The organism is Psychrobacter sp. 219-2-C, assembly GCF_049560815.1.
Lineage (GTDB): Bacteria > Pseudomonadota > Gammaproteobacteria > Pseudomonadales > Moraxellaceae > Psychrobacter > Psychrobacter faecalis.
Window position 1 is genome coordinate 1,270,277 of sequence record NZ_CP186933.1, and the last position, 19,587, is coordinate 1,289,863.

A 19,587-nucleotide genomic window follows, 5' to 3' on the forward strand; every position below is an offset into this window, starting at 1 on the left:
GTTGTTAAATAAACTTTTTATGAAAAGGATTGGAGATAACACATGCGTTTGACTACTCGAGGCAGATACGCCGTGACCGCTTTACTTGATTTGGCTTTGCAAACCAGCCAACAAGACAGCGCCGTCTCTTTATCTGACATTGCTAAGCGGCAATCGATATCTATCTCTTATCTTGAACAGTTATTTTCCAAGCTTCGTAAGCGCGGTTTGGTCACCAGTATCCGCGGCGCGGCTGGCGGCTATCACTTAGCCAAGCCCCTTGATCAGATTGATGTGATGAGCATCATTTCTGCCGTCGATGAATCTGTCGATGCGATGCAGTGCGGCGGACGCGGCGATTGTCAAAGTGGTACAATGTGCCTAACGCATGATTTATGGTGCGCTTTATCAAATCATGTCGAACAATACTTGAAAAATATAACATTAGCGCAATTATTAGACATGGAACATGTGCAGTCAGTCTCAGACCGTCAGCACCTCACGTTTCCAAACGACATTGCTACAAAAGATATGTCCACAAAAGACATCAACACTATTACTCTATCGACCAGCGAGGCAAACCCAGCATGAGCCAACATAACAACCTTATATACTTAGATTATGCCGCCACGACGCCAGTTGCTAAGTCAGTCGCTACTAAAATGAGCGAATATCTGACGGTAGACGGCATCTTTGGTAACCCAGCATCACGCTCACATGGTTATGGCTGGCAAGCAGAAGAAGCGGTAGAAACGGCTCGTCAGCAAGTGGCTGAAGTGATTCATGCGGATCCACGCGAAATCGTCTTTACCTCGGGCGCGACAGAATCAGATAACTTAGCTATTAAAGGCGCGGCACATTTTTATCAGTCGCGCGGCAAGCACATCATTACCAGTAAAATTGAGCACAAAGCAGTTTTAGATACTTGCCGTGAGCTTGAACAAGAAGGTTTTGAGATTACTTACCTTGAGCCACAAGCTGGTACGGGTTTGATTTTGCCAGAGCAAGTACAAGAAGCCCTACGTGACGATACGATTTTAGTATCACTAATGATGGTCAATAATGAGCTTGGTACCATTACCGATGTTGCCGCGATTGGTGAGATCACTCGCAAAGCAGGCGTTGTATTCCATGTCGATGGTGCGCAGTCTGTTGGTAAAATACCTGTTAATCTTGAAGAGATGAAAATTGACTTGATGAGTTTCTCAGGTCATAAAGCCTATGGCCCTAAAGGTATCGGTGCGCTATTTGTTCGCCGTAAACCTCGTATTCGCCTAAAAGCTGAGCAGCATGGCGGTGGTCATGAGCGCGGTATGCGTTCAGGTACCCTGCCGACGCACCAAATTGTTGGGCTAGGTGCGGCATTTGCATTGGCCAATGAGCGTTATGAAGAAGACCATGCTCACGTGGCAAAGCTGCGCCAAAAACTGTGGGACGGTCTACAAGATATCGAAGAGATTTACCTAAACGGCGATTTAGAAAACAGCGTGCCTAACATCATTAATATCAGCTTTAATTTTGTTGAAGGCGAGTCACTGATGATGTCGCTAAAAGACTTGGCGGTTTCATCAGGTTCAGCCTGTACTTCAGCGACGCTTGAGCCATCGTATGTATTGCGCGCCATCGGTCGCCCAGATGAGTTGGCACATAGTTCAATCCGCTTTAGCTTTGGTCGTTATACCACCGAAGAAGATATCGATACCGTGGTAAAACAGATGCATGAAGCGGTAGACAAATTACGCGCGCTATCGCCACTTTGGGATATGTACCAAGAAGGCGTTGATTTAGACTCGGTAGAATGGTCTGAGCATTAATATTTATCCATAAATTTTAATAGTAAAAAGGTTTAATGGTTATCAGGTATAAGCATTAAACCAAATAATTCATCAGACAATTATAAATACCATTTTTATAATATGTGTTTGACCCCAATTATCGATGAGTAGACAGACATTTAAACTTAATAAGTGAGTTATTTGGAAAGTTACTTATATAACTTAACATTTAAGTGGCTACTCATCATCTAACTAGGAGAAAACCCCATGGCCTATAGTGACCAAGTTATTGATCATTACGAAAATCCACGCAACGTCGGCAATCTTGACAAAAATGCCAAAAACGTTGGTACGGGTATGGTTGGCGCCCCAGCCTGTGGCGATGTAATGCGCCTACAAATCCAAGTCGATGACAACGGTATCATCGAAGATGCACGCTTTAAAACCTATGGCTGCGGTTCGGCGATTGCTTCAAGCTCGCTTGTCACCGAGTGGCTAAAAGGCAAAAGCTTGGACCAAGCTGGCGAGATCAAAAATATGGATATCGCTGAAGAATTGGCATTACCACCGGTAAAAGTGCATTGCTCAGTCCTTGCAGAAGACGCCATTAAAGCCGCCATTAGCGACTATAAAGGTAAGCATGGTACAGCTGAGGCAGTAACAGAAGAAGCAACCAGCTAAATTTATATAAAGCCTTGCGCTTATTTATATAATAGGCGAAAGTAGCGAATTTGAAAACAAACATGAGTAATACGACGTTAGAAGCTACTAACGCCCCTAAGGTGACAATAACGCTCATGTAATTGTCACCTTTTATTTATTTTTAACGCTTTATTGGCAGTGGTGTTGATAAAAACGCTTTTGCCGCAATTATTATCTCAATTATTGATAGTCAATGGGAGTTGGCATGATTGAAATGACAGAACGCGCCGCTCAGCATGTTCAAGACTTTTTGGACAATCGCGGTAAAGGTGAAGGCATCCGAGTAGGTATCCGTACAGCAGGCTGCTCAGGCTTGGCTTACGTGCTAGAGTTTGTTGACACGCCTGATGAAAACGACACCCGTTATGAAAGCCGTGGCGTCAATATTTTTATTGATCCTAAAAGCTTGGTTTATTTAGATGGCTTAGTGATGGATTATGAAAAAGAAGGTCTCAATGAAGGCTTTAAATTCACCAATCCCAATCAAAAAGGTGAATGTGGCTGCGGTGAATCGTTTACCGTCTAGAGCTCTAAACCAGAGCGCACTAAACGATTGATATACGAGCGCTTAGCACCTAAAACCTGAGTTAGCGCTTAGATACTGAGTAAGTACTGAACTTTAAAAGACCAGTATTTAAAACAGACAGTAAACAAAACAGTGCATAAGTAAAAGTAAGTCTTCACAAGAATAAATAAAAACAAAGGTAGACGCTATGACAGACATCACGCCAGACGCACAGTTTGATAACTTCTTTGCTCTTTTTGAGCAACCTGTACAGTTTGCGGTCAACCAAGAGCGCCTTGATCAACAGCTGCGTCTGCTACAAAAACGTTATCATCCGGACAATCTTGTCGCTGATAGCAAAAATGTAGCGGATAGCGCACAAGCTAAGCAGCAATCAGAGCAAGCTTCTGCGCTGATTAACCAAGCTTATCAAACGTTAAGTGCCCCTGACAGTCGTGCCAGCTACTTGTTGGATATCGCTGGGCAGGCGCAGAACTTAGAGCATTCGATTGCCGATCTGGACTTCTTAGAAGATGCGATGCAAATGCGTATGGATTTGGATGATGCGATTGAAGGCAAAGAGCTTGCCGCGCTGAAGCAACTACATCCGCAGATTACCGAGCGTCTAAATAAGCAATCTGAGCGTTTTGATAGTGCTTATCAGAGCCAAGATTGGCAAACGGCGATTGATGCCACACAAAAATTAAAATTCTTGGTGAAATTAGATGCCGATGTTACTACGGGGCTTGATGAAGTCGCGTCTGCTGAGCATTTAGATGACGATGATTTATACGTTTAACGTCATGCTAAGGACGACTGTTTATATTTACGAGCAACGAGCTTATATGTGGATATGGTTAAAATAACCACTACTATCCCGTATAATTGTAAACATTAAAAGCGCTTTATCATTTTTACTATGATTTGTTAAATCTAAACGCTTCCTTAAATTTTAAATACTAGTCGCCCATATATTGTATTTGTACCATTTCACTTAATTCATTTTATCTTTGAGTTTTCTTATGTCTTTATTGCAAATTGCCGAACCCAATCAAAGTGTCCAACCTCACCAGCATCGTTTTGGCCTAGGAATTGACCTTGGTACGACGCGCTCATTGGTCGCTGTGGTACGCTCAGGCAAGGCGCAAGTTTTGCAAGCCGATACAACGACCGATACTTTGTTGCCGTCGGTGGTCTACTATCCAAGTGCTGGTAAGCCTTTAGTTGGCTATGATGCCCTTACCCATTTAGCAGATGATCCAAAAAATACCATCGTCTCGGCTAAGCGCTTTATGGGCCGTAGTCAAGCCGATATTAAATTCTCCCATCCCTATGAGTTAAGTGGCAGCGAAGATGCCATGCCAGCTTTTGTGACGGCGCAAGGTGAAGTCTCTCCTGTTGAAGTGTCAGCGCGTATTTTAGCCGCGCTAGAGCAACGTGCCGCAAGCGCTTTGCCAGATGACAGCATACAAGGTGCGGTGATTACTGTGCCCGCCTATTTTGATGAAGCGCAGCGTCAAGCCACCAAAGATGCCGCACAAGCTGCTGGTATTAACGTTTTGCGTTTATTAAATGAGCCAACCGCGGCCGCCGTTGCCTACGGTCTTGATCAGCCTAACACTGACAAGAGTGAAAACTACTACCTCATCTATGATTTAGGCGGTGGCACCTTTGATGTGTCTATATTAAAGCTTAGCGATGGCGTATTCGAAGTATTAGCGACGGGCGGCAATAGTGCGCTTGGCGGTGATGATATCGATCGCTTATTGACCAATTGGCTGATTAAGCAGTTAAATATTGACCCTAAAGACGTGAGCCTGCACGACAAATCCATACTTGCTCAGCAAGCAAAAAGCTATAAACAAGCATTGACCGATGCTGAGCAAGTCGATATCGACATTGTTGTCAATGAGCGCTCTTTTCGAGGTGTGTTACGCCGCGACGATTTGATAACAATTGCAGAGCCTGTCAGTCGCCGCACGTTAAGTGTCTGCGAGCAAGTACTGCGCGATGCCAAATTATCTGCCGCTGACTTAGATGAAGTCATTTTGGTTGGTGGCTCGACGCGTATGCCTGCTATCCAGCAGGTGGTGGCAGATTTCTTTGCGAAAGAACCGCTTTGCCGCTTAAATCCCGATGAAGTCGTGGCTTTAGGTGCTGCCCAAACTGCGCATCAATTGGTCAATGGTGACAGCGATAATAGCTTGTTATTGCTCGATGTGACGCCTTTATCACTCGGTCTTGAGACTATGGGTGGCTTGGTTGAAGTGCTGATTCCGCGCAACACCCCTATTCCCGTTAAAAAACGCCAAGTCTTTACCACTTACCAAGATGGTCAAACCGGCATGGTGATTCATGTAGTGCAAGGCGAGCGTGAAACAGTGGATAATTGCCGCTCACTTGGACGCTTTGAGCTATATGGTATTCCGCCGATGAAAGCGGGCTTTGCGCGTATTGAAGTGACCTTTAGTATTGATGCCAATGGTCAGCTGACCGTCAGTGCGCAAGAAACAACGACCAAGACTGAAAGTAAAATTGAGATTGTGCCATCTTATGGTCTGTCTGATGAGCAAAAAGAGCAATTATTAATCGCAGGCTTTAAGTATGCGGAAGAAGACAAGAATGCGCGCTCGCTAATTGAGACCAAAGTAGAAGCGGAACGTGAATTATTGGCGCTACAGTCGGCGCTTAACGAGTTTGCGGCGTTAATCACACCTGAAGAGCAGCAGTCGTTGACCGTGAGCATGCAAGCCTTGCAAACCGCGCTTAGCACCGACGACTTAACCGTTATTGAAAGCGCGCAAGGCAAATTAAAGCCACACAGTGATGCTTTTGCCGCGCGTATTATGAATCAAAGCGTCAAAGCAAGTATGTCGGGTACCAGTGCGCAAGATTGGTAGTAGATAGCATTTATACCAATTATATGATAGGCGCTTAAGAAGCTAAACTAACAACTATACTAGATTGACCCTTTTTTTATTTTTAATTGATTAGCAGCGGACGAATAACTTATGCCAAAAATTACAATATTACCTCACCATGAAATCTGCCCAGAAGGCACCGAAGTCGAGCTAGAATCGGGCACAAACTTATGTAAAGCGCTACTTGAAAAGGGCATCAAGATTGAACATGCTTGCGAGATGTCGAAAGCCTGTACCACTTGTCATGTCGTGGTGCGTAAAGGCTTTAACACCTTAGATGAGATGGACGATATCGAAGCGGATTTATTGGACCGCGCGTGGGGTCTAGAGCCTGACTCACGCCTATCATGCCAAGTGATGCTTGAAGATGATGATCTAACGATTGAGATTCCTAAATATACGTTGAACCATGCGAAAGAAAATCATTAAATAATAAAGCTGAAGCATGAAATGAAACTAAAAAATCCAGTTATTTATCATAACTGGATTTTTCTTTTTATAAATACTTTCAAGTCGCAATCAATCTGTACCTAATTATGACTGATATTTTCCTGCTTACTTGCTGTGACTATCTCAAGCAGCGCTGCTTGCTCTTCTTGTTCGATACGGGCAAGCGCTAGATTCAAGCGATTTCTGATATCTTGATAGTCATTATTTTGCATGTCTTTAAAGTTCAAATGCAAATTAAAACCAGGTAGCGTATGATCCACCCATTTTGACAACTGACCTTTATTTTCATCGGGGTCGCGTACTTGCCACGCGCTTACCTTATCATCAAAACCTTTGAGCTGAAAAGCACCGACATATTCACAGTCATAATCATGCGAAATATAATCATGGGTACTTTCGCTAATAAATATCTGGCCTTTACCCGCGACTGCCTCAAGCCTTGACGCAAGGTTGGCCTCTTTACCAATCAGCGTATAGCTCAAACGGTTGTTACTGCCAAAATTGCCGACGTGACAGTAGCCGGTGGTAATGCCGATACGGATATACAAACCCTCGAAACCGAGCAGCCGCCATTTTTGCCGCAAGGTGCGCATTTCACGGCGCATATCTATCGCCATTGCCACACAATCGAGCGCATCTTGGCGCGGCCCTCGACTGTTCGGCTCGCCAAAAAAGCACACCATCCCATCGCCGATAAACTTATCCAGCACCGCACCGTGCTTATTGGCGATTAACGTCATACAATGCATATAGGTATTTAGAATGTCTGCCAAATTGTCAGCGCTCAAACTATCGGACAGCTCTGTAAAGCCGACAATATCTGAAAACATCATCGTCAGTTTGGCACGTTTATTTTCGACGCTAACGGGACTGTCAGATTTAACGATTGGCTCCCAAACTTGCGGCGGTACAAAGCGCGTCAGTTTATTAATGACAGAAACCATGGTATTTAGACGTCCAGCCGCTTGCCGCGCTCGCGCTTCATAATCTACATAATCACGATAAACATGGCGAAAATGGCACAGTATCACAATCATACTGGCCAATAACACTGCAGGGGTAACAAAGCTGTCGTGACAGTCCATCTCAGTACTATTTAAAGTCACACTGACGTAATAAAAGACAATGACCGTCACTACTGATGCAGCGAGAAGTTTAAGATGGTTTTCAGGGCTACTAAGAATAATTCGCATACCGATGAGCGCTGCTAGACTGAGCGAAATCACTGCACAAAACTGTATCGAACCTATGACCGCTGAAGATAAAATAATAACAATGTTAGACGTCCAAAAACTGGCTGGACGGCGATAGTTATAAATTAAAATCAGCAAACTCGGCAGACAAACCACGACAGCGAGCGCCATCGACGTCGGACTAAAGTTATAATGTATCGCGAGCAATATAACCGTTAGTATTAAAACAAAAATTTCTGGATAATCAAATCGATAGGCATTGCTACTACTACCACCCTGTACAGGAATCTTTGGGCTTGTGGTTTCAAAAAATACCATAGTCAAGGTTCGCTTAAAGGAAAACTGTCGAAGGTTTGAATAAAAATTAAAGCGGATTTTCTATCAACATATGTTTTTGCGCAGTCTTTAGATTAATAAGTACTTAGGTTAATAAGCTTTCAGGTTGCTATGCCCTTAAGTTAACAAGTAAATGCGTTAATAAGTAAATCGCTTTATCAACATTTGATAATATAAGTAGATAGGAAATCTATCTATTATACGGCTTTAATGCCTTCTTACCTAGGACACTGGTAAGTAAAAGCATACCACTTGTCGCTTATTAGCCATAAAAAGCAGTGTAAAGCTCATGATTAATAAAAACTATTTGCATTAAAAACGACTTGAGTTAATAACCATAACAAAGACAAAAAAGCCAGATAATATCTATCTGACTTTTTTGAAGTGAAAAATAAATATAAGCCCATACTCAACAACTATCTGAATAAAAACAGTTATTGCGCACTAAAACTATTAGAAACGCCTGAATAAGGCTTAATTTTATGCGTCCAACCGCTCTTCCAGTCGCCTTGATGGGTCAATCGATAAGTACCTGCTAGGGTGTCCTTAGCTATTCGCCAATCAATGATGGCTTTACTATACGCCGCTCCTCCACGCTGCCACGTATAAGTGGTATCAAAATCACTATAACTCAGATAATCGACCCATTTACCATTGTCAAGACGCTGTACTTTTAAGAAACTGTCTTCGGTACGTAGATTATTTTTGGGATGAGCACCGCGGAATACTGCCGTAGCAATGTCACCCTTTTGATAACTGGTTTTAGGCTGAGTGAGGGTTTGTCCCCAAGCTTGTTTTAAAGGCTTATCGTCGAAGACCACCCTTGGACGCTCGTTAAAGGATTTGCCTGAGCGATCAGGCGGTGTGGCGCTGTCATAGACTTCTATACCATCACACAGCGCTTCAGCCAGCCGCGTGTATTCTTGGATATAAGCAGCGGTTTGATATGGACCATACTCAGTAGACGCCCCCTCGTAATACTGAGTAGCAAATTCTTCGCGCGTGCTCAAATAGCCGCTATAGTTATTCGCCAAACCATTAATAATAACGGTATCAACCCCCGAGTCTTGTAGTTGAGCAAGCACGGCAGCGCGCATCCGGCGTCCAACCATGGTCGTCGGCTCGGCAGGGATGGCAACGAGAGCGATATTACCGATACGCATCAGTTGCACCGGCTGTTGAGTATTAATCCAGCCCCAGCTTCCCGTTGGCAATAAGACTTGTTTTTCCGCCTGACAATCATCTTGGCTGACGGTTGATACTATACCAAACGCGCCGCGCGTTAAACTGCCCAAAAATGATTGATCGACTTTATTGATATCGTCATTGATACGGAAATTTTCTCGGGTCATGCCCTCATACATACCAGGTATATTCGAGGGGCCATTCTCCCCGCCAGCGGCAAACGAGTAACCACGAGCTGGCATACATAAGACTTTATTACCCGCGCCATTGGTGAATTTACCTTCGACCTGATAGCCCTTTAAGTCAATCCAGCGCGCGCGTACGTCTACTGGTCCAGCAACCGGCACGCCTTGATGCCAAAGCTCAACCGCTTTATCCAGCTGCATCTGCCCATCCCGTCTAACGTTTTCCCACTCGTTATCGCTACCTTGAAAGCCCGGTTTAGAATTGGCATTACCACCTGCCGCCAGCATATCGCCTTCATCAGCATTGGCAAAAGCTGCGACAAACGGCTTGTCTGATGCTCCGCCAAAAATCTTTTCCGCGCCGCGCTGAGCAAAGCCTTTGTTATCAGCACTCAGGTGCATAAATTTATTACTAAAACTCGTTGGATGCAGCGCAAACCAATTGATCAGACCCACTGGGGTGCCATCGGCGTCATTAAGACGCAGCTGGGTCATGGTTTTATTGACATTACTATCAAAATCTTTGACGTCGTTATTATTGTTATAGGCAAAATCCGAGCGATTGACTGTCGCACCCTTTAGCTCGCCTTGCGCCAAAGATAACGTCCCTGGCGTCAAGGTAGCGTGAGCGCGTTTAATTGAGGTGACAATACCATTGACGATAGCATTGAAGTTTTGGCTGCTATAGCCTGCTAGCGTGTCATCGGTACTGGCAATTTGATACAGCTGCTGATGTGAGTAGCCGGCGTTACTCACATAGGTATGCGTGGCTGCGAGCATGACATTGTCATCGTTATATAAGTCACCATAATCCGCTTTTAGACGTTTAATGACCTCAAGTTTTACCGCGGTAAACATAGCGCCCATATCTGCTGATACATAGACGACGCGTTTGCCCGTATTTTTGTCCGCTTCGCCGATAATAAAAGCATAAGAGTACAAACGGTCGTTGATACCTTGTACCACCTACCCCGCCGCATAACCAAACATGCCAGTTTCGGCAGCAGCTCCGGTGATATCTGCCTTACCACTACCAACGAGATACTGACTTGTCGGCATTGTTCTCATAGACATAGCAGAAGCGCTACGATTTAACGTGACAGAGCTGTCCGCTGCGGCAGTAGCATTTTCACTAATCGTTGGCCCCAAATCGGACAAGGCTGCCACAGATTGTACGGATGCCGACTGTGTTGAAGCAGACTCCGTTGAATCCGTCTCACATGCCGTTAGGTTCAATACAGTGGTACAAATAGAGATGAGTAACATAAAAGGTCGTAATAGTGGAGGTGCGATAGAGGAAGTAGCCATTTGTTATCCTTAACATAGAGTAAAATCTTCAACTGAAAAATCTCAGTCTAAGATTAAATATCCCGCAACCTGTGATGCGCGCTTAATCAATGATAACTATTGATAACTACCAATACACATCAATCCACGAAAACGACTGCGAGTACATAAGTTGGCTATGTCCATTTAACCAACCCACTATCTGATATAACGATTAACAAATAAATGTAGAATATTTTATAGCAACCAAACCTTCAATTGCCCTTAAAAACCACTTTACTATGATTTTACTTTGAGCATACTTACTTAAATAAGATGGCTTAGATAAAACGACTTAAATAAAAAGTACTAAAGTCACATTTATCAACCATTATCTAAAGCTTAACTACATTTGCCAATCGAACGGCATTTGATGATGACCACGCAGCGCCATCATCAGCGTTTGCTGCATTTGCGCCAACACTTCTTTGGTATAAGGAACGGCAGGAATGCCCCATACTGGATTTGGCCATTGCATGTCGTTTTGATAGCGGACGATATGATGAAAATGTAGCTGCGGTACTTGATTACCGAGGGCAGCGACATTCATTTTATCTGCTTGGAAAGTCTTAGCAAGTTGGCTTGATAACCAGCTCGACTCACGCAAAAACTGCGCCTGGTCTGCCTCAGATAGCTCGTATAATTCTTTGATACCTGATACCCGCGGTACCAATATTAACCATGGAAACTGACAATCATTGATTAAACGACAGGTTGATAATGGGAAATCACCCACTAAAAAACTGTCGGCTGCAAGTTTATGATGAAGTTGGAACATAATGACGGTTCTCTTGTTATGACGCTCAAATAAATGGAATTAAAATACCGAAAAGCAGAACTGAATTTACTAAACTATAATACGCTTAAAACATTATGCTTAAAGAAACAGCAGGCTAAATATAAGATGCCGCTATTTTATCAGTTATCCAAGCGATAAAATAGCGCCGTGACCGATTGTCTTAGCGTATGGTATTTGCTGTACTTAAACGATTTCGTAAACGTGCTTGGTTTAGCGATATAAACAAATAAAGCTAGGCAGACTCTGTCACTGTATGCTCGCTAAAATAGCGCAATAGGTCTTGAATGACGCTGACACGCTGCTGCGGTGTTGCCAGCTTATTGCTATCTTGATAGCGTATACCAGATGCACCGTTCATACGATAGCGCTGACCGTCTTTTTGAATCAGCTGAATAATCGCTAAGGCGTCGACCGGCGTATCAGGCGCAAATTCTAGTGTTAGGCTGCTGCTATTGGCATCAATCTTATTAATCTTGAGCGGTTCAGCTTGTATACGCAGTCCATGAACGGCAAATAATTGCTTAGTCTGGTCGGGTAATGTCCCAAAACGGTCAATCATTTCGGTACGAATATCGGTCAAGGCTTCTTTATCATCAGCATTACTAATACGTTTGTAAAACAATAAGCGCTGATGCACATCGTGCAAATATTCTTCTGGTATTAGCGCCGAGCTGTGCAAATTGATTTCACTGGTCAATGACAGCGGCGTACTTAAATCCGGCTCTTTACCGGCTTTAATCGCCTTGGTTGCGCGCTCAAGCATATCCATATATAAGCTAAAGCCAATCGCTTGCATGTTACCGCTTTGCTGCTTACCAAGGATTTCACCGGCGCCGCGAATCTCTAAATCTTCGCTTGCCAGCATAAAACCTGCGCCCAAGGTATTGGCGCGCTCAATCGCGTGCAGACGGCGCTTAGCATCGCCTTTAAGCCCTTTGATAGAAGGCACTAGCAAGTAGCAATAGGCTTGATGATGACTACGACCAACGCGACCACGCAGCTGATGCAATTGCGCCAAACCAAATTTATCGGCGCGCTCAATGATAATGGTATTGGCATTGGGCACATCAATACCGGTTTCGATAATGGTCGAGCATATCAGCACGTTGAACTTTTTATGATAAAACTGCTGCATCACTTGCTCAAGTTGGCGCTCTTGCATTTGCCCATGCGCAACCCCTACTCGTGCTTCAGGCACCAGTTCACGGACGGTCTCTGCCATACGCTCAATACTGGCGACATCATTATGCAATAGATAAACCTGTCCGCCACGTAGTAGCTCACGCAAGATGGCTTCTTTTAATAAGGCATCGGTCTTTTGCATAACAAAGGTTTTAATCGCCAGACGACGTGCAGGCGGGGTAGCAATAATCGACATATCACGCATCCCTGAGAGCGCCATATTAAGCGTTCTAGGGATTGGCGTCGCGGTCATCGACATACTATCGACGTCGGTCTGAATCGCCTTGATACGTTCTTTATGGCGTACACCAAAACGATGTTCTTCATCGACAATCATCAAACCCAGATTAGAGAACTTTACATCAGGTTGCAGAAGTTTATGCGTACCGATAACAATATCGACCTTGCCCGCTGCGAGGTCTGTTAACACGGTATCTTGATGCTTTTTACCACCAAAGCGTGACAAGGTTTCGATACGTACCGGCCAATCAGCGAAACGGTCACGGAAATTGTCTTCATGCTGACCGGCGAGCAAGGTTGTCGGCACCAACACCGCCACTTGATAGCCTGCGCTGACCGCAATGAATGCCGCACGCATAGCGACTTCTGTTTTACCAAAACCGACATCACCGCAAATAAGTCGATCCATCGGCTGGTTCTGCCGCATGTCTTCCATAACTGCATGGATGGCATTGGCTTGATCAGGCGTTTCTTCAAAGGCAAATTGACTGGCAAATAGCTCATATTGCGATGGGTCGATTTTAAAATGAATACCGACTTTCGCTTCGCGCCGTGCTTGCATATTAAGCAGCTCGGCCGCCACGTCATGGATTTGCTCAAGCGCCTTTTGCTTGGCTTTATCCCATTTACCGCTACCAATTTTATGTAATGGCGCAAGTGCAGGGTCTCCGCCACTATAACGGTTAATCATTTGTAAATTGGCAACCGGTACATAGATACTGGCGTCATCAGCGTACTTTAAGTGAATAAACTCTTGCTCGCCGTCACCAACATCGAGCGTAATCAGGCCATTGTAACGCCCAATACCATGCTCGATATGCACCACTGGACTGCCTTCGGTGATTTCGGTGACGCTTTTAACCAAGAACTCTTCTGATACCCCACTTTGCCGGCGACGACGCGTTTGCAGCACTTGCCGGCCAAATAATTGCGTCTCACTAATCACCACCAAGCGCTCAGGGACGTAAACGCCGCGTTCAATAGGCGCAATGGTCAATCCGACTTGCGGTAACTTATTACTATTATTCTTCGATTTGTCCGCTGCTAAAAATGCCTCAAAGCTATCGTAAGCTTTGACATCTATTTTGCCTTTAAACAGTTCAATCAGAATTTCACGCCGACCCGCCGTTTCTGCCACAATTAATACAGGTGTTGCTGTTTGCGCTTGCAACTCTAAAAACGCTAACAGTTCGCTAAGGGGTTCGGCTTTTTGATGATTGACTGGTAGTTGTGGCGGTTCTTGCGCGCTTAACGTCACTAGCCCCTGTTTTTTTGGCGTCAGCGATAGTTGCTCAGATGCTAAGGTTGCGTCATCGTTATCAATGCTATCAATCGCAGCAACATCAGTCATGGTCGCAAGCTCATTGCGCGCACTCAGTATCACCCGCGGATAATGATTAAGGTGCTCGTTTAGACTATTTGATAGTAGATACAACAATTCAGGCGCAACGATGGGCTTGTCAATATCGTGACGGCGCTCTTCATAACGACGCTGAATTTGTGACCAATAATCTGCCTGTTTTTCGTTAATCAGCTCATCCGTGATAAACAGTGAATCGCTTGGCAAGTAGGAAAACAAACTACTTTCTGCCTGCCAATCCTTTAAATCAAAAAACAGTGGTTGATAATACTCAAGTCCGCTACTGGCAATACCTGCCATGACATCTTTATGCAGCTCAGATTTGCGGCTACTAGCATTGGGGAACATAGCAGCAAAGTTGGTGCGGAACGTCTCCCGCCCTTCATCGAGCGGAAACTCTTTAGCGGGTAATATTTGAAATTGCTTAATGGGCTTTGAGATATCTGGCAGTTTATGCAGCAGCGATAGCGATTCTTTGCCCATGCTGCTATCGTTGCCGCTTATCATGGTTTTGAGGTCATCAACGGTCAATGTGCGCTGGGTCTGCGGATTAAAAAAGCGAATGGTCTCAATTTCATCGTCGAATAAATCTAGGCGTAGCGGAAATGGCTGACCCATGGCAAAGATATCAATGATACTACCACGTACGGCAAATTCGCCCGGCTCAAAGACGTTCTCAACCGCGCGGTAACCCGCCTTTGCCAATAGTTCACGCTGAGTATTGATATCGAATCGATCACCGACACTCAAATCAAAATGCTGCCCTATCAGCCAGCTTGGCGGTGCAACACGGTGCATCAATGCCTGTACCGAAATTAACAGTACGCCTGACGTTGGCATATCCGTTAACAGATTAATACGTTCGCTGACGATATCTTGATGCGGAGACAGCTCATCATAGGTCAGCGTTTCCCAATCAGGGAACACATAAGCATCGACGCCGCAAAATGCCAACTCCGTCTCTATCTGGTTAAGCTGATTTTGGTCACGCGTCACCACAACCTTTAGACGGTCAGCCACATCCCATAGCGGCGTTTGTACCAGACTTGCGAGCCACAAGCTACTGACTGCTCCATGCACAGGCGCCAGCCAACGCCGCTCGGCATTCTGGATAGGAAATAACTGCTGGTTAATAGGGTCAAAGGCGTCGGTCAAAGCAGTGATAGACATAAAGGATAGGGTCAACGTTAAGAGTCAGAAAGCTATTATACGAATATTTGCGCAATTACCAAAATTTATGCCGTAACGGTTTGTCACTTAGCCTTGTTATGAAAAAACCAAAAACTAAACAATTGAAAAAACGCATATTCATCTATAACGACAAGCTACTTAAATAAAAAAACCTCAACGATTAAGCTGAGGTTTTAGAGTTATAACCATAAAGCTACTGTTAAAGTATAAGCTGTTTTTAAATTAATGGTTTTTCGCTCGCGATAATGCCGTTATTATCGGCGTAAACAAACATACCTGAGTTTAACGTTAAATCACCAAAGCGGATTTCAATATCGGTTTGACCTTCATCGCGGCGATTTGATTTGCGCGGGATGCAGCCAAGCGCCATGACGCCGATATCCATTTGCGCCATATCATCTACATCACGCACGCAGCCATATACCACCACCCCTGCCCAGCCATTATCAATCGCTGATTGCGCAATCATATCGCCGAGCAACGCGCAGCGCATTGAACCGCCACCGTCAACGACCAAGACTTTGCCATTGCCGTCTTTATCTTTGCCATCGCTGTTCAATAAAGATTTTACGCGGCTATTATCTTCAAAGCATTTTACTGTCACGATTTCACCGCAAAATCTGTCTTTACCGCCAAAGCTATAAAATGATTTGCCTTCGATATTGGGCAGGCATACTTGCGACTCAGGATTGGCATCTAATAAATCACAAGTGACAAAGTTGTCTTTATTCATCGTGGTTGTTTCTGCTGTATCTGACATCGTGACGCTCCTTGTTAAGTTAAATAGTTGAATTATCTATCATGAAATCTGAGTTTTTATCAATTTATGCTTAGGCTATTTTTTGACTTTGGTCATTGCTAGTAGCTGTTTATTTTCGATAATTTCCGTGTCTGTAATGGTAGGCTCACTACGATATTTATTACGCTGATATACCTCATGCGCACTCATCGCCATCGCACTGGCAACGCGCTTGGCAGAAATAGGATGCAAGGATAATGACTCGGGGACGATTGGCGAGATCAGTTTAAATGCTTTTTGACCAAAGCTTTCAAGCGGACGGCCTTTATGCTTGCCAAGTAATAACGATGGCCGAAAAATCACCAACTGGGTAAAACCTAGCGCCATAATAGACTGCTCTGTTTCCGCTTTGACCCGATTGTATAAAAAACGGCTGTCGATATCGGCATTCATTGAGGACAATAAAAAGAAGTTTTCCACGCCTTTCACACGGCACAATGTGGCAAAATTGACATTATAGTCGTGGTCAACTTTTCGAAACGCTTCGTCACTACCTGCTTGTTTTTTGGTGGTACCAAGGCAGCTAAAGGCATCGGTCTTACTATCTACGCCGACACTGGCAAATATTTCAGCCAAGTTATCAAAATCACTAACCTGAAAAAAGCGCATGCTGGCATTGATGTAGCGAGGCGGCCGCCGTGCAATTACAATCAACGTGTCATAAAGCTCACTAAGCTGCTTAACAAGATGCTGTCCGACCAGTCCTGTTGCGCCAATTACAATTGCTTTTCGCTGCATAGCCTATCCATTTATATCATGTTGGGGTGATTATAATGCTAAAAATGATGTCTTGTAGAAATTATTTGCTTTGGTATCATACCTAAATTAACAACTCGCTAGCGCTATTCTACACAATTTATTGTAAGAGATTTTATCAACGTCTAGGTTTATGGGAATAATTCAGACTTTTAAGTCGAACTTTTGTTAGATAATTCATTTGTTAGCGCGATAAACCCTTTAATTAAACCTTTAAGATCGGCTAGCATAACTTCTTTTAGCATTAATCATCAAATATATTGTTCTAAGCGCAATAATTTGCTAAGATAACCGGCTTTACACGTCAACGCTGTTTAATTATTCCAAACAGTTCTGGCGCGAGCGATGCTCTATTACTATTAGGTACTTTAATAACAGATAAGTGCCCTCATAATAGACATCGACATCATGTTTGGCGAGAGGCTGCTCGTCACCGATGATTGTTAAACCCATTATTATTGCAATCAACATTCATATTTTTATCTGTCTTTATCAAGGAGATACGCGTGGCTAATACTGCACAAGCTCGTAAACGCGCCCGTCAAAACACCAAACGTCGTCAGAACTCTGCGTCACAACGCTCTATGGTTCGTACTTATCTAAAACGTGTTGATGCGGCTATCGCTGCTAAAGATTATGACGCGGCTACCGAAGCTTACAAAAAAGCGGTACCGGTTCTTGATCGTATGGCTGACAAAGGTATTATTCATAAGAATAAAGCTGCTCGTCGTAAGAGCCGCCTAAACAAAACCATCAAAGGCTTACAAGCTTAAGTTTGGTTGCGTTTAGACCGCATCGCACTTGAGGGTGTGATGACCAAAACCTTGCTACTGGTTTTCATACTGGGGCAGGGTTTTTTTATGCCTATTTAATAGTTAAAAGCTGGCATTTGAAAACATTAGCGGCTTAATTAAATGCTTAAAGAATAAGATCTATGTCCATTTTACTTCTGGTGGCAATAGCAATTTGCTTGGATGAAAACCAGCGGCACGGTAGCCCTGTAATAAATCGCTGATTGGACGAATATATACTTGCCCGCGCCAAACGAAATAGGCATTGGCCTGTTCAAAAGGCTTATCATCAAACCACAAAAACACCCCTTCCATCATCTTTGGCCAATCATTCCAATCAATCTCAACCATATCAAGCATCACTGCCAAAAACGCTGATAGCAGAGTATCATGACTGACGGCGAGCATTAAATGCCCATGTTGCGGCTGGTTTTGATAAAAAAGTGATAAAAGATCAAGTCCGCCTTGATAAGCGTTTTTCGTGCCTTCAAGATTGCCTTGCAAGAAGCGATTGATAAAGTTTAGCACGCCAATTTCCTTAAAAATCGGGTTGGCAATCTCAGGTTCAGTTACCAGACTGCCCGGTTCAACCAGTAGCGATTGATGGGCAATATCACGTCGTAGTCCCGCCCCCTCTTGCATCAGCTGCGCGGTATCAATACAGCGACCAATTGGGCTTGAGATACTATCAACATCGAGCGAATACGGCAGATGTTCTGCTAGCCAGCGCCCCCAAGACTTTGCCAACACGCGACCTTTTGGCGTTAATGGTAGTTGGTAACTGGCAAACCCATTACCATCAGAGCGCTCACGTAAAGAATGTCTGGTAAATAAAATCAGTCTTTTATCTACCGGCAACAAACCTACCGAAGACATCATACTGTCAGGTAAGTGAGAAGGTGCAGGTACGCTTGGCCTGAGGTTCGTAGGCTTTTCAGGCGGTGTCGATCGTTCCGATGGGATATTATTAGGCAATTTACTCATGGTAGTAAGCGTAGCAGATTTATTGATGAGAATGAACAAAATATAAGCTCAGTTGCACTATAGTTTATTCAGCTATATATCGATATAAGCGCTTGGTTAACAGGATTTAGCCAATATCCACCACTTTGTTCCAAACAAACGCCAATTCGGTACTGCTTACCTCATTAGGATAAGCACGCGGATTGACTATCACCCGCGTTTTATTAATTTGATAATCAAAGGCTTCATGAGTATGGCCATGTACCCATAGCACAGGTGCCCAGTCCTCATGCATCCAGCTCGATAAATCACTGACAAAGGCGGCATTACTCGGTAGGTTGGCAAATTTTTCAGACACCGATAATGGGCTAATACTATGATGACTCATGACCACCGTTTTTTTGCCCAATGCTTGCGCCGTTATCAGCGCTTGTTGTAGCCACTGACGATGCGCAGTATGGATTTGTACCGATACTTCAGGAGAGAACAGCTCGCCACCCGCATAAATTTGCTTATAATCGCGCATAAAACGCCTAGCTGCTGCCATCGTATCGGCATCGGCTTGATATTGATAGTCCGTCCATAACGTACAGCCTAGAATCCTTACCTCACCAATATCCATATACTGGCACTGTAAAAAGCGTACGCCCTGCTCTAATTCACTATCATAATTATCCCAAGTGGCTAGCTTTTTATCAAAATGCAGTACATCTTCGCCGAAGTATTCATGATTGCCCGCGATGGTAATCAAAGGTACTTGCAAATGCGCTGCCTGCTCTTGTAGCCATGGCATACCATCATCGCTATTGGCAGTATCTCCCGCTACCAATACCACGTCTGCGTCCGTTTTAGGGATGCGCCCTAGTGGATATGACTGCCGCGCATAACTATCAATATGTAAGTCACTTAAAATCTGTAATTTCATAGGTTTTACTATTATCCAATCAGA

Annotated in this window: 17 protein-coding genes; 8 read left to right on the forward strand and 9 right to left on the reverse strand. The window is 44.1% G+C overall.

Going from position 1 to position 19,587, the window contains the following annotated elements:
* The first annotated feature begins 42 nt into the window (after positions 1–42).
* The 7 genes from ACPEGP_RS05080 to fdx all read left to right on the forward strand — a co-directional run bounded on the left by ACPEGP_RS05080 (position 43) and on the right by fdx (position 6,311).
* A complete protein-coding gene (locus ACPEGP_RS05080; RefSeq protein ID WP_102076829.1) occupies positions 43–570 on the forward strand; it encodes an Rrf2 family transcriptional regulator in 528 nt (175 codons plus the stop codon).
* Positions 567–1,793, forward strand: coding sequence for an IscS subfamily cysteine desulfurase (locus tag ACPEGP_RS05085; protein ID WP_423814139.1), 1,227 nt, complete (start codon positions 567–569; stop codon positions 1,791–1,793). Before ACPEGP_RS05080 ends, ACPEGP_RS05085 begins: the two co-directional genes overlap by 4 nt.
* A 228-nt stretch (positions 1,794–2,021) precedes the next feature.
* On the forward strand, positions 2,022–2,435 hold the full coding sequence (gene iscU, locus ACPEGP_RS05090) for a Fe-S cluster assembly scaffold IscU (protein WP_423814140.1): 414 nt from the start codon (positions 2,022–2,024) through the stop codon (positions 2,433–2,435).
* A 226-nt stretch (positions 2,436–2,661) separates the two neighbouring features.
* A complete protein-coding gene (gene iscA, locus ACPEGP_RS05095) occupies positions 2,662–2,982 on the forward strand; it encodes an iron-sulfur cluster assembly protein IscA (protein ID WP_068404485.1) in 321 nt (106 codons plus the stop codon).
* Between the two features lie 187 nt (positions 2,983–3,169).
* The gene (gene hscB / locus ACPEGP_RS05100; protein ID WP_423814141.1) at positions 3,170–3,760 is read left to right on the forward strand and encodes a Fe-S protein assembly co-chaperone HscB; all 591 of its coding nucleotides are present in this window, start codon (positions 3,170–3,172) and stop codon (positions 3,758–3,760) included.
* Positions 3,761–3,983: 223 nt separating this feature from the next.
* A complete protein-coding gene (hscA, locus tag ACPEGP_RS05105) occupies positions 3,984–5,861 on the forward strand; it encodes a Fe-S protein assembly chaperone HscA (RefSeq protein WP_423814142.1) in 1,878 nt (625 codons plus the stop codon).
* Positions 5,862–5,972: 111 nt separating this feature from the next.
* Positions 5,973–6,311, forward strand: a complete 339-nt coding sequence (gene fdx, locus ACPEGP_RS05110; RefSeq protein ID WP_068404490.1) for an ISC system 2Fe-2S type ferredoxin — start codon at positions 5,973–5,975, stop codon at positions 6,309–6,311.
* A gap of 101 nt (positions 6,312–6,412) precedes the next feature.
* Here the strand turns inward: fdx and ACPEGP_RS05115 are convergent, their stop codons facing one another.
* From ACPEGP_RS05115 to ACPEGP_RS05145, 7 genes are all read right to left on the reverse strand, one after another.
* Positions 6,413–7,843: an adenylate/guanylate cyclase domain-containing protein gene (locus ACPEGP_RS05115; protein ID WP_423814143.1), complete on the reverse strand. Its 1,431-nt coding sequence runs from the start codon at positions 7,841–7,843 to the stop codon at positions 6,413–6,415.
* Between the two features lie 452 nt (positions 7,844–8,295).
* On the reverse strand, positions 8,296–10,197 hold the full coding sequence (locus tag ACPEGP_RS05120) for a neutral/alkaline non-lysosomal ceramidase N-terminal domain-containing protein (RefSeq protein ID WP_423814144.1): 1,902 nt from the start codon (positions 10,195–10,197) through the stop codon (positions 8,296–8,298).
* Positions 10,198–10,539 carry a hypothetical protein gene (locus tag ACPEGP_RS05125; RefSeq protein ID WP_286796553.1) on the reverse strand — a complete coding sequence of 114 codons (342 nt, stop codon included), beginning with the start codon at positions 10,537–10,539 and terminating at the stop codon, positions 10,198–10,200.
* A 364-nt stretch (positions 10,540–10,903) separates the two neighbouring features.
* On the reverse strand, positions 10,904–11,335 hold the full coding sequence (locus tag ACPEGP_RS05130) for an HIT domain-containing protein (RefSeq protein ID WP_144296506.1): 432 nt from the start codon (positions 11,333–11,335) through the stop codon (positions 10,904–10,906).
* A gap of 253 nt (positions 11,336–11,588) precedes the next feature.
* Entirely contained in the window at positions 11,589–15,308 is a 3,720-nt protein-coding gene (gene mfd, locus ACPEGP_RS05135) for a transcription-repair coupling factor (RefSeq protein WP_423814145.1), read from the reverse strand.
* A gap of 238 nt (positions 15,309–15,546) precedes the next feature.
* Positions 15,547–16,089 (reverse strand): ribonuclease E activity regulator RraA, encoded by a 543-nt coding sequence (rraA, locus tag ACPEGP_RS05140; protein ID WP_082894266.1) that lies wholly within the window; start codon positions 16,087–16,089, stop codon positions 15,547–15,549.
* A 75-nt stretch (positions 16,090–16,164) separates the two neighbouring features.
* The gene (locus ACPEGP_RS05145) at positions 16,165–16,866 is read right to left on the reverse strand and encodes an NAD-dependent epimerase/dehydratase family protein (RefSeq protein WP_144296508.1); all 702 of its coding nucleotides are present in this window, start codon (positions 16,864–16,866) and stop codon (positions 16,165–16,167) included.
* A 524-nt stretch (positions 16,867–17,390) separates the two neighbouring features.
* Here ACPEGP_RS05145 and rpsT point away from each other — a divergent pair.
* On the forward strand, positions 17,391–17,657 hold the full coding sequence (rpsT, locus tag ACPEGP_RS05150) for a 30S ribosomal protein S20 (protein ID WP_010200097.1): 267 nt from the start codon (positions 17,391–17,393) through the stop codon (positions 17,655–17,657).
* 159 nt (positions 17,658–17,816) lie between these two features.
* On the opposite strand, the gene ACPEGP_RS05155 is transcribed toward rpsT, so the two are convergent.
* Complete coding sequence (locus ACPEGP_RS05155) at positions 17,817–18,659, reverse strand: histidine phosphatase family protein (RefSeq protein ID WP_423814146.1); 843 nt, start codon at positions 18,657–18,659, stop codon at positions 17,817–17,819.
* A 106-nt stretch (positions 18,660–18,765) separates the two neighbouring features.
* The gene (locus tag ACPEGP_RS05160) at positions 18,766–19,563 is read right to left on the reverse strand and encodes a metallophosphoesterase (RefSeq protein ID WP_423814147.1); all 798 of its coding nucleotides are present in this window, start codon (positions 19,561–19,563) and stop codon (positions 18,766–18,768) included.
* Between the last annotated feature and the right edge of the window lie 24 nt (positions 19,564–19,587).